Below are 16,701 nucleotides of genomic sequence, written 5' to 3' on the forward strand. Positions count from 1 at the left end.
CAGGCCAAGCCCTGCGAAGTTTCAGAAAAGGCTTGAGACGAAGCGCACTAGAGCAATTTGTAGCCAAGCGGGATCACCTGGCGTCAAAAAAATGCTGCGAAAACAAAAGCTTAGAGCGTTTCCGCATTTCCATGAAAAACGGAAACGCTCTAACGGCGACGCGTCGCGGCCAGGGCCTTTTTCTTTGCGTCGTCGATCAGCATGTTGGCCACCTGCATGCGGATCATGGCGCGTTGCCGCAGATGCGGCGCGACCCGGTCCGGATGATTGGTGAAAGCAAAATCGCGACGCAGGCGAGCGAGATCGGCGGCCTTCGCAATACGGCCGAGCCCGAGTTCTGAAGCGATTGCCTCGGGATCGATCGGCGGAAGGATCTCCTCCGGCTTGGGATGTTCGTCTGCCAGCGCGACGCGCGCCTGGTCGAGCAGAGCCGAGAACTCGGCGGCCAGATCAGCGCCGCTTTCACGATATTCGGCTGCCGCCGCCTCGCCCGACACCTTGATACGGCCGGAATGCAGTTCGTCGACGACAGAAAGATAGTCGAAGGGAATGGTCGGCTTCGCCCCGACTTCGTCTGCTTCCCCGGAAGCGACAAAGAGATCGTCGAGCAAGGAAGCAAAATCCCGCTTGGCTCCGGTAGCGATGTCAGCCTCCCAGCAATGCGCGCCCAACCGAACGTGCGCGGACGATACATCCGGCTCGTTAAAAATGCATGCCATCGGCGGCAGGATTTTTAGTGGCTGGCTCGCCGGCCGCAGGGGCAACGCAGACAATCCGGAGGCACCAGTCGGCAGGCTGCGACATATTGTGCAATGCAGCATAAAACCGGGCACTGCGGCAATGCTGCACTGCAACAATGGTCATGAATCACCTATATGGGGAATGGGAGGACCAACCGGAGCCAAGAACCATGGGGTTCTTCACCGAGATGTTCGCCCGCCCGCGCCCGCAGGAGCAGATACGCTATCGCGCCTCGCTGGCGCTGATCTATGCGATGAGCCGCGCCGACCGTGCCGAAGCCGGCATCAAGCCGGCGGACTTTCCGCGTATCGCCCGCATCCCCGCGCTTCGCTGACCACAGCCATCAACCGGAAACGAGCCGGTCCCGACACTTCACGCGCGCGGCTGCCCACCGCTGATGAAAGTGACCTTACCCAACGGCACGCCGTTGTGACGCAGGATGTCGTAGGCAGTGGTGACATGAAAGTAGAAATTGGGCATCGCGAAATGCAGCAGATACTGGAGGCCAGGCATTGAAAGTTGCCGGCCTCCCAGACGAAGCTCGACCGTCTTTTCCTCGGCCCCTGCAACGTCCTGCGCGGTGAACGTCGCCAGGTAATCCGTCGTACGACCGATACGCGCATGCAGATCGTCGAAAGTCTGCTCATCGTCCTCGAAACGAGGCGCATCACGACCGGCCAGCCTCGAGCTTGCGCCCTTGGCATGATCGGTTGCGATCTGCACCTGCCGGGTCAGCGGGTACATGTCCGGCGCCAGGCGTGCAAAAAGAAAGACTTCCGGGTCGATCTTGCGCTCCACCGCGTTCTGCTCCGCAGCGTTCAAGACACCAGCCAATGCCTTCAGCCTGGCCTGAAACACCGCGACCGATGCGTCGTACATGGATATCGCCATGGCCATCTCCCCTCCTGCCTAGCCAAGACGTAACGCTTCCGGCGACGATTCTTCAAGTGTCGGCTGGCCGTCACGCGCCTGCCTCATTCGACATCGAAACTGGTCGTATCGAGTGGAGATTCTCCGATGAAATGCGCCTTTTTCACCGTGACCGCAGCCATCGGCCTCGTCCTGTTCGGTCAGGCCGCAAGAGCCGCGGAGCCTGCCTATCTTGACGACCGTACCGATGCCGCCGCCGTCATCCGGTCGCTTTACAATGCGATCAACCGCCATGAATACGCGCGCGCCTGGGATTACTTTGGTGACACCAAGCCTGCGAAGGATTTCGACAGTTTCGCCAAAGGATATGAAGCGACAGAAACGGTCGAGGCCGTGATCGGCAACGCAGGCAGCGAAGGTGCCGCCGGCAGCATCTACTACACTGTCCCGGTTGCCATTCGCGCTGTCGACAAGACAGGCAAAGACACAGTGTTCGCCGGCTGTTACACGCTGCGCCAGGTCAATGCCGAGGTCCAGACACCACCCTTCAACCCAATCCGTATCGAGAAAGGTGCACTGGAGCCTTCCGGTCTAAATTTCGACGAGGCTTTGCCGAAGAGTTGCGGCGACGGCAGTCCGGCAATTCCGAAGCAGGACGCTGCGTTGGACTTAGCGAAAAAGGCTTTTCTCGCAACATACGCCGACACATGCTCAGGGAACGACCCTGAAGGGCGCCCAATCGGCACTCCTACGGTTTACAAAATTGGCTCCGAAGATCAGCCCGACAAAGAAGTGCGTCTGATCAGATTTTTGTGTTCGGTGGGCGCCTACAACGAGCTTTCCATCTACTACCTGTCGCAGGACGGACGGGGTCTGACGCCTTTGCAATTCGTCGAGCCTGAGCTCGATATCCGCCATCAAAACAACGACACGGAAAGCAAGGTCGAACACATCAGCATCACCGGGTTTCGCTCGGTCGATGAACTCTACAACGCCAAATATAACGAAGAAACGCTGACGCTTGTTGCGCACAACAGATGGCGCGGCATGGACGACGCATCCTCCACAGGCACTTACCTTTTCCGCGGCGGCGCGTTCGTGCTGGTGCAATACGATGTCGACGCGAGCTATGATGGCAAGGCCAATCCGGAGACCGTGCTCGACTACAACACCGCGCCCTGACTGCCGACGAAATCGCGTGTCATTTGGCCCGCGAGAGCATCCAGTTCAGCGTCTCGCGCCAGTCGGTCATGCGGATCGGCGTGCCATGCGTTCCTGTTTCAAAGCGCACGAAGCGGGTCGGGTAAGCCTTTGACCTGGCAAGGATAGAACGGAAGAAAGCTTCCTGGTTTTCAACCGGAAAGACCGGATCCTTGCTGCCTTGCCCGAAAAACACCGGTACGCGCCGCTTGAAGGCGGGGCTGGCGAAGAAACTCTCGTCCCACAATGATCCGAGCAACAACAGCCCATCGACGCGGTTGCCGGTATCCGGGCGATCTGCCAGCTTCCAGCACAGCGCGCCGCCCATCGAGCCGCAGGCGACGAAGATCTTCGCGCCTTGCGAACGCTCGGCGTAATAATCGATCAGAGCTGCCACCTGCCCCGCGCCCTTGTCGCCAAAGTCGGTGAAATCCGGCGACAGGTAGAGGCCACCATTGCCGGCCATCAGGTTCTTGAGACGGTTGAAGTTGCCGCCGAAGGTGAAATCATCCACGCCCTGTTTGCGACTGCCGCCTTGTCCATGCAGGTAAAGCACGATGATGGCGGCGTTCTCCGTCTTGCCGACCGCGACATGACGCAGGGTTCCGGTGTCAAGCTTCAGCGCCAGGTCCTGCTGCACATTGCGCACATCGGTCGACGTGTATTGCGGACGCACCCGCCGTTCCGGTACCGCGTCGCGCTCGTTGATGTCGCGCATCTCGCGGTAGTCGACCACGCGATAGACATCGCCCTTCTCCGCGGAAAGGATGCCCGGATAGGCAAACAGCTCATCCTTGAACGGCTTCAGCGTTTGCGCCTCGGCGAAAGCCACCATCAAGCCACACAGCACAAGGAGCGCCAGTGGAAGACTCCGCATGAGGCCGAAAGAGAGGGAGGGGATAATCGAGGTGTTCATGCGCGAGGGTTGCTTTGTCACAAGCCCTCTTGTCAATCCTGCAACACGCCGCCGGCGTCGACCAACGCTTCGCGCGTGTCGACATCGACGAATGCGCCCGCACCGATCTCGACATCGATGATGTCCAGCCCTTCCGCCTCGACAAGATGGCGTGCGCCGGTATCACCCTCCAGATGACTGACGGCGGCGAACAGCGAACGCGGCAGGATCACGGGATTTCCGCGCCGGCCATCATGTGAGGCGCGGACTACCGATCGGCCACCGGACGAGCGGAAAGCATCTATCAACCGGTCGAGGTCGGCTGGTGAAACGCCAGGCATGTCACCGAGCATCACCAGGACTCCGGATGCATCATCCGCGAGCGCAGAGACACCGGCCTTTAGCGAGGTCGAAAGACCTTCGCCGAAATGCGGATTTTCGACAAAAACAGCATTGAGGCCCGCGAGCGCGTTTTTCACCCGTTCGGCCTGATGGCCGGTGACGACGATGACGCCGTTTGCCTTCGAGGCCAAGGCCCGCTCCGCGCTCTGCCGCGCCAGCGGCTTGCCGCCAAAAAGCGCAAGAAGCTTGTTAGGCCCGCCCATGCGGCTGGAACGGCCCGCCGCGAGCAGCACGACCGGAACCTTCAGCGCAACCTGTTTTGCTTCGCCTTTGCCGGAGGCGAGTTCACGCGGCTGCGGCCGGGTCGGAATTTCCATCAGGAGCCCACCCACGCCCATGCCGGCAATGTCCTCGTTCGTCACCGGAATGCCGGTCATCAGCCGGTCCAGCACCCAGTCGAAACCGTTCAGCTTCGGGCTGCGCGCGCATCCCGGCGCGCCGAGCACGGATTTTCCATCGCGTTCGCCAAGCACGAAAAGATTACCAGGGTCGACCGGCATGCCAGAGCGGTGGACAATGCCGCCGGCAGCGCGGATCGCCGCCGGGATGACGTCCTCATCCGGATCGCTCATCGCCGAGGCGCCAAACACCAGCACCATATCGCTGTCATCCGACAGTTGCTCGATGGCGCGAGCGACATCCGATGCGGCATGCGGTGTGCGGATCTCGCCAGAGATCGAGCTGCCGGTCCGTCCCAGACGCTCCTCGGTGACCCGGAGGGTCTTGTCCAGCACGCTGTTCTTGATCGAAGGCAGCATGGTCTGCACCACGCCCACCCTGAACGGCCTGTAGGGATGCATGCGAAAGGCTTCCCGATTCCAACCCAATTCCAGCGCTCGCGTCAGCACGCTCTCCGAGATTGCGAAGGGGATGATCTTGATCGTCGCCACCATCTGCCCCTCCACCATCGGCGCGAAGGGCGGCATGGTGGCAATGGTGATACCGGGATCGACCAGGTTGATGGAATCGATCAGTTGCTTGTCGACGGTGAAGACGCCGGAAACCGTGGCATGCAGGTTCACGCGACCGGTGGCGGCGGGTTTGGCTTCGATACCGGCGAAGGAAAGCCCGGAAGCCAGCCGTTCGGCCGCGGCGTTCTCCTCGACGTCATCGGCGGCAAGCACCGCGACGGTGACCTCCTTCAGGCCGGCCGCCTGCATCGCCGCGATGTCTTCGGCGGACAACACGCGCGCCTTGCGCAAGCGCCTGTCGCCGACCACCGTCGAATGCGCCAGGATGGCGCCTTCGGCTTCCTGCAGCGGCACCGGACCGAATTTCACGCTGCTTCGCCCTTGCGCTGAAGGCCACGCGAGCGGAAGGCGTTGATGACTTCGGCCAGCACCGCCACCGCGATTTCGGCAGGGCTCGCCGCACCGATGTCGACGCCGATTGGTGCATGGATACGTCCGATATCCTCGGCGCCGGCACCCAGGGCCAGCAGACGCTCGACACGCCTGGCATGTGTCTTGCGGCTACCGAGCGCGCCAACATAGAAGCAGCGTGCGTCGAGTGCAGCCTTCAGCGCAAAATCATCGATCTTGGGATCATGAGTGACCGCTGCGAGCGCGGTGTAGCCATCGAGCGGCTGCCGTGCCAGCACGTCCTGCGGCCATTCGGCATGGAGCGTCACGTCAGGAAAGCGATCCGGCGTGGCGAAGGCGGTGCGCGGATCGACAATCTCGACCGGATAGCCGGCTATCCTGGCCATCGGCGCAAGCGCCTGGCTGATATGGACGGCGCCGATCACCACAAGGCGCGGCTGCGGCAGATGGGCGTTGAGGAAAAAAGTGCGGCCCTCGGCCTCGACAGAACCGGACAACCCCGTGCGGAAAGCCCTTTCGATTGCAGCCCCCAGTTCTCCCGCTACCATATCGCCTTCGCGCACGACACGGTCGCGCCCATCACCAAGATCGGTCATCAGCACCGCCGCGCGGCGTGCGCGGCGCTCTGCGTTCAATGTCTTGAGAACATAGGGATCCATGATGCCCCGTTCCTATCCCAGCCGTTCGACATAGACCTTGATGCGGCCGCCGCAGGAAAGGCCGACCTGCCATGCCGTCTCATCCGCGACGCCGAATTCGAGCATCCTGGCCTTGCCGGAATCGATGACATCCAGCGCCTCGGTCACCACGGCGCCCTCGACACAACCTCCGGAAACCGAACCATGGAAGTTGCCTTCGGCATCGATCACCAGATGGCTGCCGGCCTGACGCGGCGCCGAGCCCCAGGTCTCGACAACCGTGGCGATGGCGACATCCTTGCCGTCCTTCATCCAGTCTTCCGCGATAAGCAAAGGATCGCGGGCCTCGTCGAGATAGGCGCTGTTCTGCATGGCCATTCCTCCAGACATCGGCTAGGCCGCCCTTGCCGTGACGGCATCGAGCCAGCGGCGCGGGTCATTCTCGCGCATCGGGCCACGTCCCAGCGACACGCAAAGATCGGCAAGCGCGTTCAGATTGTGTACGGGCCGGAATTCATCGACGTGCGGCAGCATCGCCCGCACGCCACGCGCCCGCGCCTCGAACCCGTCGAAGCGCAGCAAGGGGTTCAGCCAGATCAGGCGCCGGCAGGATTTGTGCAGGCGTTCCATCTCGCTGGCGAGCCCTTCGACATGGTCGCGCTCAAGCCCGTCGGTGATCAACAGCACAACCGCACCCTGCCCCAAAACGCGCCGCGACCACAACCGGTTGAATTCAGCAAGCGTCTCGCCAATACGGGTGCCACCTGACCAGTCTTTCACGGCAGCAGAAGCATCGGCCAGCGCCTGGTCCGGATCGCGGTGCCGCATCTGGCGCGTCAGATTGGTGAGCCGCGTGCCGAACACGAAGGCATGCACACGCCGGCGTTTCTCCGTCAGCGCATGCAGGAAATGCAGAAAGATGCGCGTGTACTGGCTCATCGAGCCTGAAATATCGGCCAGAACCACCAGCGGCGGGTGGATCTCGCGCGGTGACCGGAATTTCGGCAGGATCAGCACCCCGCCGGTACGCGCAGATGCTCGCATCATGGCGCGGGGATCGATGCGCCGGCCGGACGCATCGGCCTTGAAACGCCGTGTCGTCACCATGTCGAATGGCAGCCGCAGCTCCGAGATCGCCCGGCGGGCATCGGTCAGCTCCGCTGCGCTCATCTGGGCGAAATCCTTGCCACGCAGCATTTCATTGCCGGAAACGGTGAAACGCGCGTCGATTTCGATATCCGGAATCTCGCGTGGCGGTGCCGCGTTCTGATGTCCTTCGAACATCGCATCGCTGACCCGGCTCTCGGCGGCGCGTGGCTTCTGCCGCTCGCGGTTCTCGAGCGCCACCGGCGAGAACATGGCGAGCAGTTTCTCGACAAGCTCGCGCGACTTCCAGAACAGCCGAAATGCCTCGTCGAAAGTGGCATGATCCTCGTGGCGGGTTACAAGCACCGCATGCAGCGTCCAGTAAAAATCGTCCCGGCTGCCAATGCCGGCGGTCAGCACCGCCTCGATCGCATCCTTCACCGAAGCAGGCCCGACCCGCATGCCCGCCTTGCGCAGCGCACGCGCGAAATAGACGATGTTGTCGGCGATCCGGCCCTCCGGTTGGCTGCCTGTCATTTCACCTACTCCGCCGCCGAGGCGAGTTCCGCCTGGACCTCCTGGAGAATGCGCCGTCCTTCACCCTGTTCGATGCGGGCAATGTCGTCCTGATATTTCAGCAAGACACCGATCGTGTCGGATACGGTTTCCGGGTCGAGTGCCACCTTGTCGAGTTCCGTCAACGCGCCAGCCCAGTCGATGGTTTCCGCTACGCCCGGCGCCTTGAACAATTCGATCTGTCTCAGCTTCTGGATGAATGCGACGACTTCGGACGACAGGCGCCTGTTCGCACCCGGCACCTTGCGCCTGACAATCTCCAGCTCGCGTGCCGCATTCGGATAGTCGACCCAGTGATAAAGGCAGCGACGCTTCAGCGCGTCGTGGATTTCACGGGTACGGTTGGTGGTGATGATGACGATCGGAGGCTCTTCAGCCCTGATCGTTCCCAGTTCAGGCACCGTGACCTGGAAGTCGGACAGTATCTCGAGCAGGAAGGCTTCGAAAGCCTCGTCGGTACGGTCGAGTTCGTCGATCAGGAAGACAGGAGCGGCTCCTTCCTTGCCGGTCAGCGCATCGAGCACAGGGCGGCGGATCAGATATTTTTCCGCGAAGACATTGCGTTCCATGGTCGAGCGTTCGACCTTGCCCGCCGCCTCTTCCATGCGGATCTCGATCATCTGGGCGGCATAATTCCACTCATAGACGGCCGAGGAAACATCGAGCCCCTCATAGCACTGAAGGCGGATCAGACGCCGGCCAAGCGCAGACGCCAGCACCTTGGCGATCTCGGTCTTGCCGACCCCGGCTTCGCCTTCGAGGAACAGAGGCCGTTTCATGCGGAGCGACAGGAACAGCACCGTCGCCAGCGACCGGTCGGCCACATAGTCCGCGCCGGTCAGGAGATCGAGCGTCTCGTCGATCGTCGCCGGCACGGGGCACGGTTTCAGCTCGGTCATCCTGGCTCCGTGAATGCCCGCGTCCCAGTCCTGCAATATGCGGTAGCCGCGGTCGTGATAGATCAACGGCTTCAAATTATCGCCGATGCGCAGACCTGTCACCTTGCCAAAAAGCACACGGTGTGTGGCCAAGTCCTTGGTATCGAACAGCTCACAGTCGAAAACAGCCAGCGCGTCGGACAGCGTCGGCGCACCGGTCGACAACGTGTCCCATTGCCCGAGCGCGAAACGCTCATCAAGCGACAGGCCGGTTATGCCGGAAAAACCGACAGACAAAGGCTGATGGTGCGAAGACAGCGTATTCAGGGCGAAATTGCCGTTCTGGATGAACGCTTCGTTCTTGGGATTGACCCGGTTGAGGCAGACCAGAATCATCGGCGGCGTGTCCGACACGGAACAGGCCGCAATGACGGTAGCGCCACGTCTGCCGGCGACACCATCGGTGGTGATCACGTGGACATGGCCGGCAAAATGGCTCATCGCGTCGCGATAGGCCTGCGGCTCGACATCATTCTTCATCAGCACGGGCGATTTTCCAGACACCAAACCCCTAGCGCTATATATGGCCGCAACCTGCGCACGACAAGCGAAGTGGTTGATGCAGCCGCCGAAATTGCCTTGTTGCACCAAAAGCTGCCAGCCTTTAGGTCTGGATCGACACCGGTTCGAAAACCGATGGGGGAACAGTTTATCGGAATGCGACTGCCGAACGCACTCATAGGCCTGTTTGGCGGGCTGCTGTTGAGCGACGCCGCTGCAGCGGCGCCGCTCAACATCGGCGTCGCGGCGCCACTGTCCGGCCCGTCTGTGATCCTCGGCAGGCAGATCGAGTATGGCGCGCGGCTGGGCGCCAGCACCCGTGGCGCCGAAACCACAATTGTCGATGACAAATGCAGCGCAGAAGGTGGTGCTGCCGCCGCCGCCCAGTTCGTATCGTCCAAGGTTGACGTTGTCGTCGGCTTCCTCTGCACCGAGGCTATCGAGGCGGCGATGCCGATTTTGAAAGAGGCCGGCATCCCGGTGATAACGCTTGGTGTGCGTAGTGAAGGTCTCACGGACAGGCGCGCCAAGACGGGCTGGCCAGTGTTCCGACTGGGTCCGCGTGGCGATGCCGAACGGGACGCCGCCGGCACGATCCTGTCAAAGCTGTGGCGGGATGCTTCCTTTGCCATCGTCGACGACGGCACCATCTACGGACGCGAATTGGCGGAGGCAGTGCGCGTGGCGACCCAGCAGGCAGCGCTGAAGCCAGTGTTCACAGACACATTCCGTCCCGAGCTCGACAATCAGGTCGGGCTTGTCGGTCGGCTGCGCAAAGCCGGCGCGGACGCCGTCTTTGTCGGCAGCGACGGCCGCGATGTCGCCATCATGGCGCGTGACGCGGCCAAACTGGGCTCCGCAATGGCGTTTGCCGGCGGCGAGGCGTTGCGCGCGGCAGCGAGTGACGTGCCCTACGCGACAGGCACATTGATGATCGCAATGCCCGAATGGGCGGATGTCGCGGACAAGAAGACGCTCGACCTGTTTTCCGTCAGCAAGGTCTTGCCCGAGGGCTACGCGCTGCCGGCCTTTGCCGCCGTCGAGATCGCCGATGCGGCCAGGAAAGCGTCCGAGGCAGATGGGAAGCCATTGGCAACCATGCTATCGGGCCGGACTTTCACGACGTCGATTGGCCCGATTGCCTTCGACCCGAAAGGCGACCTGACGCAGAACCCCTATCGTGGCTTCCGCTTCGACGGCACGCGTTTCGTGCCCCTTGAGGAGCAATGATGTTCCGTGCCGGCCAACACAACCTGATCACCGATGTCGCGGGCCTGCGTGTCGGCAATGCCGGGGATGCAAGGCTGAAGTCGGGAACCACGGTTCTCGTTTGCGACGAACCGGCAGTGGCTGGCGTGCAGGTACTGGGCGGCGCACCGGGCACGCGCGAGACCGACCTTCTCGAGCCGCACAATTCGGTCGAAACCATCAACGCCCTGGTGCTCTCCGGCGGTTCCGCCTTTGGCTTGGATGCAGCTTCCGGCGTGCAATCGGCCCTGCGCGAACTGGGCGTTGGCTTCGAGGTCGCGGGCTTTCGCGTGCCGATCGTGCCGGCGGCCATCCTTTTCGACCTTCCCAACAATGGCGACAAGAACTGGGGTCGGTATCCGCCCTATCGCGAGTTCGGATACGAGGCGACGCTCGCCGCTTCGACGGATTTCGAAATCGGCACCGCTGGCGCAGGTACCGGCGCCCTGGCCTCAGGCCTGAAAGGCGGTCTCGGATCTGCTTCGACGATCCTGGACAACGGCATCACCATCGGCGCCCTCGTCGCGGCCAATCCAACCGGCTCGGTGACTGTCGGCCGCAGCCGCCATTTCTGGGCGGCCCCTTTCGAGATCGGTGATGAATTCGGCGGGCTGGGCTATCCTTCTCCTCTCCCCGCCGACAGCCGCCAGGTCCGGTTGAAGTTCCGCGACAATCCTGTCGGTGCCAACACGACCATCGCGATCATCGCAACGGACGCGGTGCTGACCAAGGCCGCCGCCAAACGGCTGGCGATTGCAGCACATGACGGCTTCACGCGCGCCATCTGGCCGACCCATACACCGGTGGATGGGGATCTCGTCTTCGGCCTCTCGACAGGCAGGAGTGGAATCGTGCCCTCGCCGGTTGAAGCCATCGACCTTTATGCTGTGGCCGGCGCTACCATGGCGCGGGCGATCGCACGCGCCATCTTCAAGGCCACCCCGTCGCAGGGCGATCTTTTTCCAACCTGGTCTTCGCTGAAAGGCTGAGTGTACAGCGACCACCTCCAACAGGCATAATAGACAAGGGTTCGAGAGGTCGAATGAGGAACTTGGCGAAACTTACAAGCCTGGCAGGCGCGTTATGGCTGGCGGCGAGCCCCGCATTGGCCGGCGACGTCGCACAACTGCAGGTCCTCGGCTTCAGCAAGGGCGGCAACATCTTCGCTTTCGAAGAATACGGCGTGCAGGACGGCTCCGGCTTCCCCTACGCCAATCGCTACTACATCGATACGGCAACCGACACGTTCGTCAAAGGCACGCCGGTGCGCGTGCGCATCGACGATGAAAGCGCCCCTCTGCAGGCTGCCCGCGAAAAGGCACGCGAACAGGGCGAGGCGATCGTCAAGCAAGCCGAGCTCGACGCCAACCAGGGTTTTACCGCCGGCAGCAATCCTGTTACCGAACTTTCCGCCGACCCGCAGCGCATGGTCGTCAACCCGCGCCCGGTCTTTCCGGCCATCGACGAGCCGCTGGAGTTCAGGCTGAATGAGTTCGTGCTGAGCGGCGATGAGGTCTGCGCCAGCCAGGGCGAGACCAAGGGTTTTCGTCTCCTGCGCATCGAGGCAACCCCCAATGGCACGACGAAACTGCTGCATGAGGACAAATCCATCCCGAAGAGCCGCGGTTGCCCGACCGGCTACGGGATCGGCGCGGTACAGACGTATGGCGGCGACAGCCTGTCCGCTTATGCCGTGCTGATCTGGACACGCGGTTACGGCTTTGAAGGGCCGGATTACCGCTGGATCGCGGTGACCGGGCGACTGTGACCGCGTCTGCCTCGCCAGTTCCGGCAAGTGGCGCAATGGCGGCCCGGCTGCACCAAGCCTTGCCTGCGCTGCACACGACGATCGCCGGTGCCCTCATTTGGGCCATTTCGATGGGCGCCAGCGTCTATGCCAGACTGTTCATGGCCGATTGGCTGACGCCGGGAAGCATCGTGACGGTCGTGTTGCTGTTTGCCGCCGGAGGGGCTCTCGCCTTTCCGCTTGGCCTGTACGCCGCGCGGTTCGTTTCGCTTGGCCGGTCCGGCGAAGTGGCTTTTGCCGCCTTTCTGGTTTGCCTCATCGCCGCGACAATCGTGGTCACCGGCGGCCTCTACGCGCTGCAGTACCGCAGTTACTATGCCGAGTGGCACGGTACACCGTTCAGCCTGCGCTGGTTCTTCCAGTTCGCCTTCACCAGTGCGGGCGCTCTCTACCAGTTCGCGATGCTCGGCATTCGCTTCTATTTTCCGCTCGGCTTCGTGGCACTGTTTGCCGCTGCGCTGTGGTTTGTCCGTCAGCCGCGTTGAGCATTTTCTCCCGCTCTGTTAGGACGCGGCGTAAGTTTTCCCGAGACATCAGGACGGACCGATGATCCCACGCTACTCCCGGCCGGAAATGGTCGCCATCTGGTCACCGGAAACACGCTTCCGCATCTGGTTCGAGATCGAGGCGTATGCCTGCGACGCATTGGCCGAACTTGGCGTCATTCCGAAGGAAGCTGCGAAGACCATCTGGGAAAAGGGGGGCGCCGCCAAGTTCGATGTCGACAAGATCGACGAGATCGAACGCGTCACCAAACATGACGTCATCGCGTTCCTGACGCATCTCGCCGAGTTCGTCGGCCCGGATTCGCGTTTCATCCACCAGGGCATGACCTCGTCCGACGTGCTCGACACCTGCCTCGCGGTGCAACTCACCCGGGCCAGCGACATTCTGCTCGCCGATATCGACGCCTTGCTGGCGGCGCTGAAGCGGCGCGCCTTCGAACACAAGGACACCGTTACCATCGGCCGCAGCCATGGCATCCATGCCGAGCCGACCACATTCGGCGTCAAGCTGGCGCAGGCCTATGCCGAGTTCAGCCGCTGCCGCGAGCGTCTTGTCCATGCGCGCGAGGACATCGCCACCTGCGCGATTTCCGGTGCCGTCGGTACCTTCGCCAACATCGAACCCTATGTCGAAGAGTATGTGGCTGCAAAACTGGGACTGAAGCCCGAGCCAGTGTCGACGCAGGTCATTCCGCGCGACCGTCATGCCATGTTCTTTGCCACGCTCGGCGTCATCGCCTCGTCGGTAGAACGGCTGGCCACTGAGATCCGCCACCTGCAGCGCACCGAAGTGCTGGAAGCGGAAGAGTATTTCTCGCCCGGCCAGAAAGGCTCGTCGGCGATGCCACACAAGCGCAACCCGGTGCTGACCGAGAACCTCACCGGCCTTGCCCGGCTGGTGCGTGGCATGGCGCTGCCGGCCATGGAGAATGTGGCGCTCTGGCATGAACGCGACATCTCGCATTCCTCGGTCGAGCGCATGATCGGACCGGATGCGACGGTAACACTGGACTTTGCCCTGGCGCGTCTCACCGGCGTTGTCGACAAGCTGCTAGTCTATCCCGAAAACATGGACAGGAACCTCAACAAGTTCCGCGGTCTCGTCCACTCGCAGCGCGTGCTGCTGGCCCTGACGCAAGCCGGCGTCTCCCGCGAGGACGCCTATCGGCTTGTCCAGCGCAACGCCATGAAGGTCTGGGAACAGGGTGCTGATTTCCTTGAGGAACTGCTTGGCGACAAGGAAGTGACGGCAGCGCTGTCGGAAGCAGAGATCCGCGAAAAGTTCGATCTCGGCTACCACACCAAGCATGTCGACACGATCTTCAAGCGGGTGTTCGGATAAGCTCTCATGCGGCTGGCGGTCATTTCCGACATCCATGGCAATCTGCGTGCACTTGAAACGGTGCACCGCGAGATCAAGGCGGCCGCACCCGACCTGATCGTCAATCTCGGCGACTGCCTGTCCGGTCCGCTCTGGCCGGAAGAAACCGCGCAATATCTGGCGGCTCAGGGCTGGCCGACCGTGCGCGGCAATCATGATCGCGAACTCGCCGAGACCCCGGCTGACGATCTCGGCGAGTCGGACGTCTTTGCCAATCGATATCTCTCCAGAGAGTCCCGGGAGTGGATCGCGGCATTGCCGGCTACGATGAGCGTGGGATCGGACATTTTTCTTTGCCATGGCAGCCCGTCGAGCGACGAGATCTTCCTTTTGGAGGAAGATGGCGGCAACCATTTCTTCCCGTCCACCGAAGGTGCCGTTCGCCACAAGCTCGGCAATGTCACCGCAGGGCTTGTTCTGTGCGGTCATTCGCACACGCCGCGCGTCGTTCAAGTCTCTGAGAGCCAGACCGTACTCAATCCAGGCAGTGTCGGCGTGCAGGCTTTTCCCGGTCTTACTGCCACCGGTAGCCCGCACGCACGCTATGCGGTCGCCACGCACCGGAACGGCAGATGGTCGTTCGACCTGCGCGCCATCGACTACGACTGGGCGGAAGCTGCGGGCCGTGCGAATGCCAGCGGCTTCGGAAATTGGGCGCATGGGCTCGCGACAGGCTTCGCGGCCGACGCCATCGGCAGCTGACCCAATCAGGCCGTGAACGGATCCAGGAGGGTGACCGTTCCGTCGCGCGCCTTGTGAGCATTGATCAGCGGCACAAGGCGCTGGAAATGTTCTGTTCCGACATGAGCCTTCAGCGCCGCACGGTCCGGCCACGCTTCGACAAAGACGAAATGGCCAGAGTCTTTCTGATCGACGAAGAGCTCATAGGAGATGCAAAGCGGCTCCCGTCGCGTCTTCTCGACGAGTTCTGCATAGAGCGGCCGTACGGTTTCGATTGCCTCGAACTTGATGAAATCGTGAGCGACAACCTTGAGCATGGGGTCATTTCGTCCTGTGAGTGAGGTTAGCTGGCGGCAGCACCGGCCTCATCCTCCGAAAGCGCGTGCGAATTTGAGAGTACCGGATGGCGCAGATCCGCGCAGGACGAACCGTTGCACATATTTCGTATCAATGTCCTGGTAGGTCAGCCGCCCGTCACTGACGAAGCCGGCGCGGCTGTAGACGTCGGGATTGCCGATCAGCGCACATCCACTGGCGCCGCGTTCATCCAGCAGCTTCAGTCCGGCCGCGATCAGCGCCTTGCCGACACCCTGGCGTTGCATGCCTGGCTTGACCGCGATCGGACCAAGCCCAAACCAGCCGTCATCGACGCCGTTGATCGTAACCGGCGAAAACGCCACATGGCCGACGATCTCGCCGCCCTCTTCAGCCACCAGTGAAATCGCCAGATCACCATTGGCCCGCAGGGTCCGGATGATATCCGCCTCGGTGTCGTCGCTGAAGGCCATAGGCTTGAATGCGACCCAGGTAAGCTCATGGATCGCGTCGTGATCAGCGGGCGTCTCGGGCCGGATCAGCATTTCATGCAGGAACTCTCTCTGCAGGAACTCATGCAGGAGCTCCGGGCACTGCACGGATCACCGTACCCCAGGGATCGACATAGGTCGATGGCGCCTTGGCTTCCGATGAGCGCATCTCCACCCAGGACAGCCCCGAGCGGCCGGCGTCGCGCTTGCCGGCGCCCGCGCTCTGCCAGGTGTTGGCGCCGATATGGTGGTGATAGCCACCGGACGACAGGAACACCGCCTGCGAGCCATATTTGGTGACCGTGTCAAAGCCGAATTCTGTATTCCACCACGCCTCGGCCTGGCTGGGGTCGCCAACCCGAAGATGAACGTGGCCGACCACCGTGTTTTCGGGAGCGCCTTTCCAGCCGGCGTCGCCGGCGGGCACAGAGCCGATCACGCCGGGGATATCCATGCGGATCGTCGCCATCTCGACGGTCGGGCCATTCCACTTCCAGGTGTCGTGCGGACGATCGGCATAGATCTCGATGCCGTTGCCCTCGGGATCGGTGAGATAGGCAGCTTCAGAGACCAGATGATCCGAAGCGCCTTCGACCGCGATCTTGTTTTCGATGGCGTGGTTGATCCAGCGACCGAGATCAGCCCGGCTCGGCAGAAGGAAAGCGGTGTGGAAAAGGCCAGCGCTACGCGGATCATCCGGCTTGGCGCTCGGGTCGCGCTCCAGCACCAGAAGCGGGCGATTGGCCGAGCCGAGCGTGATCGTCTCGCCGTCACGGCTCAGTTCCTGGAGGCCGACGACGGCGTTGTAGTACGCGGCAAGCCCGTCGGCGTCGCGGGCTTTCAGGCCTACGCGGGCGACGCTGACCGGTGTGGTGGCGGCAAAAGGCAAAGTGCTCATTTTGGTCTCCGGGCGGGCCGCGCCGGTGATGGCTCCCAGAGCCAGAATGCCGGTTGCGCCCACCATCCTGCGTCGCGTCAGTCGCAATCCGATCTCCGAGATACGCAGCCAGTTTATGTTGCCCAGCAGATGGAGGATTTCAATCGTTCACACAAGACAGCAAAAATCGAACACGTCGTTCACATCATGGCGACGACGCCACGCC

Annotated in this window: 19 protein-coding genes and 1 pseudogene; 8 read left to right on the plus strand and 12 right to left on the minus strand. The window is 62.2% G+C overall.

Translation table 11 applies throughout. From position 1 onward, the window contains the following. Window positions 1-149: 149 nt before the first annotated feature. The gene (locus tag C1M53_RS30795) at window positions 150-611 is read right to left on the minus strand and encodes a hypothetical protein (protein ID WP_129415821.1); all 462 of its coding nucleotides are present in this window, start codon (window positions 609-611) and stop codon (window positions 150-152) included. A gap of 299 nt (window positions 612-910) precedes the next feature. Here C1M53_RS30795 and C1M53_RS31840 point away from each other — a divergent pair, with 299 nt between their 5' ends. Beyond that, a complete protein-coding gene (locus C1M53_RS31840) occupies window positions 911-1,075 on the plus strand; it encodes a hypothetical protein (protein WP_165358287.1) in 165 nt (54 codons plus the stop codon). A gap of 38 nt (window positions 1,076-1,113) precedes the next feature. Here C1M53_RS31840 and C1M53_RS30800 read toward each other — a convergent pair whose 3' ends face one another. Then, window positions 1,114-1,632, minus strand: a complete 519-nt coding sequence (locus tag C1M53_RS30800) for a DUF1993 domain-containing protein (protein WP_129415822.1) — start codon at window positions 1,630-1,632, stop codon at window positions 1,114-1,116. 126 nt (window positions 1,633-1,758) lie between these two features. Here C1M53_RS30800 and C1M53_RS30805 point away from each other — a divergent pair, with 126 nt between their 5' ends. Continuing rightward, entirely contained in the window at window positions 1,759-2,793 is a 1,035-nt protein-coding gene (locus C1M53_RS30805) for a DUF1176 domain-containing protein (protein WP_129415823.1), read from the plus strand. Between the two features lie 19 nt (window positions 2,794-2,812). Here C1M53_RS30805 and C1M53_RS30810 read toward each other — a convergent pair whose 3' ends face one another. From C1M53_RS30810 to C1M53_RS32285, 7 genes and pseudogenes are all read right to left on the minus strand, one after another. Beyond that, entirely contained in the window at window positions 2,813-3,688 is an 876-nt protein-coding gene (locus tag C1M53_RS30810) for an alpha/beta hydrolase (RefSeq protein WP_129416435.1), read from the minus strand. Window positions 3,689-3,759: 71 nt separating this feature from the next. Beyond that, window positions 3,760-5,388: a molybdopterin-binding/glycosyltransferase family 2 protein gene (locus C1M53_RS30815; protein ID WP_129415824.1), complete on the minus strand. Its 1,629-nt coding sequence runs from the start codon at window positions 5,386-5,388 to the stop codon at window positions 3,760-3,762. Continuing rightward, entirely contained in the window at window positions 5,385-6,089 is a 705-nt protein-coding gene (locus tag C1M53_RS30820; RefSeq protein WP_129415825.1) for an XdhC family protein, read from the minus strand. The genes C1M53_RS30815 and C1M53_RS30820 overlap by 4 nt, the downstream gene beginning before the upstream one ends. A 12-nt stretch (window positions 6,090-6,101) precedes the next feature. Next, complete coding sequence (locus C1M53_RS30825; protein WP_129415826.1) at window positions 6,102-6,440, minus strand: XdhC family protein; 339 nt, start codon at window positions 6,438-6,440, stop codon at window positions 6,102-6,104. Between the two features lie 21 nt (window positions 6,441-6,461). Further along, complete coding sequence (locus C1M53_RS30830; protein ID WP_129415827.1) at window positions 6,462-7,691, minus strand: VWA domain-containing protein; 1,230 nt, start codon at window positions 7,689-7,691, stop codon at window positions 6,462-6,464. A 5-nt stretch (window positions 7,692-7,696) separates the two neighbouring features. Beyond that, window positions 7,697-8,629: a MoxR family ATPase gene (locus C1M53_RS32280; protein WP_245488658.1), complete on the minus strand. Its 933-nt coding sequence runs from the start codon at window positions 8,627-8,629 to the stop codon at window positions 7,697-7,699. 45 nt (window positions 8,630-8,674) lie between these two features. Next, window positions 8,675-9,148 (minus strand): annotated as a pseudogene (locus C1M53_RS32285) (flavin reductase); the annotation flags it as partial. 177 nt (window positions 9,149-9,325) lie between these two features. On the opposite strand from C1M53_RS32285, the gene C1M53_RS30840 reads away from it, so the two are divergent. The 6 genes from C1M53_RS30840 to C1M53_RS30865 all read left to right on the plus strand — a co-directional run bounded on the left by C1M53_RS30840 (window position 9,326) and on the right by C1M53_RS30865 (window position 14,813). Then, window positions 9,326-10,399: a branched-chain amino acid ABC transporter substrate-binding protein gene (locus C1M53_RS30840; RefSeq protein WP_129415829.1), complete on the plus strand. Its 1,074-nt coding sequence runs from the start codon at window positions 9,326-9,328 to the stop codon at window positions 10,397-10,399. Continuing rightward, entirely contained in the window at window positions 10,399-11,406 is a 1,008-nt protein-coding gene (locus C1M53_RS30845; RefSeq protein ID WP_129416436.1) for a P1 family peptidase, read from the plus strand. Before C1M53_RS30840 ends, C1M53_RS30845 begins: the two co-directional genes overlap by 1 nt. Window positions 11,407-11,459: 53 nt before the next feature. After that, window positions 11,460-12,185 carry a DUF2259 domain-containing protein gene (locus C1M53_RS30850; protein WP_129415830.1) on the plus strand — a complete coding sequence of 242 codons (726 nt, stop codon included), beginning with the start codon at window positions 11,460-11,462 and terminating at the stop codon, window positions 12,183-12,185. Window positions 12,186-12,220: 35 nt separating this feature from the next. Continuing rightward, window positions 12,221-12,709 (plus strand): hypothetical protein, encoded by a 489-nt coding sequence (locus C1M53_RS30855; RefSeq protein ID WP_165358288.1) that lies wholly within the window; start codon window positions 12,221-12,223, stop codon window positions 12,707-12,709. Window positions 12,710-12,770: 61 nt separating this feature from the next. Further along, window positions 12,771-14,072: an adenylosuccinate lyase gene (purB, locus tag C1M53_RS30860; protein WP_129415831.1), complete on the plus strand. Its 1,302-nt coding sequence runs from the start codon at window positions 12,771-12,773 to the stop codon at window positions 14,070-14,072. A 6-nt stretch (window positions 14,073-14,078) separates the two neighbouring features. Then, window positions 14,079-14,813 carry a metallophosphoesterase family protein gene (locus C1M53_RS30865; protein ID WP_129415832.1) on the plus strand — a complete coding sequence of 245 codons (735 nt, stop codon included), beginning with the start codon at window positions 14,079-14,081 and terminating at the stop codon, window positions 14,811-14,813. 5 nt (window positions 14,814-14,818) lie between these two features. Here the strand turns inward: C1M53_RS30865 and C1M53_RS30870 are convergent, their stop codons facing one another. Genes C1M53_RS30870 through C1M53_RS30880 form a run of 3 tightly spaced genes read right to left on the minus strand, consistent with a single transcriptional unit; the run spans window position 14,819 to window position 16,496 of the window. Further along, window positions 14,819-15,109 (minus strand): putative quinol monooxygenase, encoded by a 291-nt coding sequence (locus C1M53_RS30870; protein ID WP_129415833.1) that lies wholly within the window; start codon window positions 15,107-15,109, stop codon window positions 14,819-14,821. 48 nt (window positions 15,110-15,157) lie between these two features. Further along, window positions 15,158-15,652 carry an N-acetyltransferase gene (locus tag C1M53_RS30875; RefSeq protein ID WP_129416438.1) on the minus strand — a complete coding sequence of 165 codons (495 nt, stop codon included), beginning with the start codon at window positions 15,650-15,652 and terminating at the stop codon, window positions 15,158-15,160. Between the two features lie 28 nt (window positions 15,653-15,680). Then, entirely contained in the window at window positions 15,681-16,496 is an 816-nt protein-coding gene (locus tag C1M53_RS30880; protein WP_129415834.1) for a VOC family protein, read from the minus strand. Window positions 16,497-16,701 lie beyond the last annotated feature (205 nt).

It is taken from the genome of Mesorhizobium sp. Pch-S (assembly GCF_004136315.1).
Classification (GTDB): Bacteria; Pseudomonadota; Alphaproteobacteria; order Rhizobiales; family Rhizobiaceae; genus Mesorhizobium.

Excerpts from the sequence above, each read along its gene's own strand:
- C1M53_RS30870 (WP_129415833.1), bottom strand. The coding sequence starts at position 15,109 with ATGCTCAAGGTTGTCGCTCACGATTTCATCAAGTTCGAGGCAATCGAA.
- C1M53_RS30875 (WP_129416438.1), bottom strand. The coding sequence starts at position 15,652 with ATGCTGATCCGGCCCGAGACGCCCGCTGATCACGACGCGATCCATGAG.
- C1M53_RS30840 (WP_129415829.1), top strand. The coding sequence starts at position 9,326 with ATGCGACTGCCGAACGCACTCATAGGCCTGTTTGGCGGGCTGCTGTTG.
- C1M53_RS32280 (WP_245488658.1), bottom strand. The coding sequence starts at position 8,629 with ATGACCGAGCTGAAACCGTGCCCCGTGCCGGCGACGATCGACGAGACG.
- C1M53_RS30825 (WP_129415826.1), bottom strand. The coding sequence starts at position 6,440 with ATGCAGAACAGCGCCTATCTCGACGAGGCCCGCGATCCTTTGCTTATC.
- C1M53_RS30880 (WP_129415834.1), bottom strand. The coding sequence starts at position 16,496 with ATGAGCACTTTGCCTTTTGCCGCCACCACACCGGTCAGCGTCGCCCGC.
- C1M53_RS30855 (WP_165358288.1), top strand. The coding sequence starts at position 12,221 with ATGGCGGCCCGGCTGCACCAAGCCTTGCCTGCGCTGCACACGACGATC.
- C1M53_RS30820 (WP_129415825.1), bottom strand. The coding sequence starts at position 6,089 with ATGGATCCCTATGTTCTCAAGACATTGAACGCAGAGCGCCGCGCACGC.
- C1M53_RS30800 (WP_129415822.1), bottom strand. The coding sequence starts at position 1,632 with ATGGCGATATCCATGTACGACGCATCGGTCGCGGTGTTTCAGGCCAGG.
- C1M53_RS30810 (WP_129416435.1), bottom strand. The coding sequence starts at position 3,688 with ATGCGGAGTCTTCCACTGGCGCTCCTTGTGCTGTGTGGCTTGATGGTG.
- C1M53_RS30845 (WP_129416436.1), top strand. The coding sequence starts at position 10,399 with ATGTTCCGTGCCGGCCAACACAACCTGATCACCGATGTCGCGGGCCTG.
- C1M53_RS30865 (WP_129415832.1), top strand. The coding sequence starts at position 14,079 with ATGCGGCTGGCGGTCATTTCCGACATCCATGGCAATCTGCGTGCACTT.
- C1M53_RS31840 (WP_165358287.1), top strand. The coding sequence starts at position 911 with ATGGGGTTCTTCACCGAGATGTTCGCCCGCCCGCGCCCGCAGGAGCAG.
- C1M53_RS30850 (WP_129415830.1), top strand. The coding sequence starts at position 11,460 with ATGAGGAACTTGGCGAAACTTACAAGCCTGGCAGGCGCGTTATGGCTG.
- C1M53_RS30830 (WP_129415827.1), bottom strand. The coding sequence starts at position 7,691 with ATGACAGGCAGCCAACCGGAGGGCCGGATCGCCGACAACATCGTCTAT.
- purB (WP_129415831.1), top strand. The coding sequence starts at position 12,771 with ATGATCCCACGCTACTCCCGGCCGGAAATGGTCGCCATCTGGTCACCG.
- C1M53_RS30805 (WP_129415823.1), top strand. The coding sequence starts at position 1,759 with ATGAAATGCGCCTTTTTCACCGTGACCGCAGCCATCGGCCTCGTCCTG.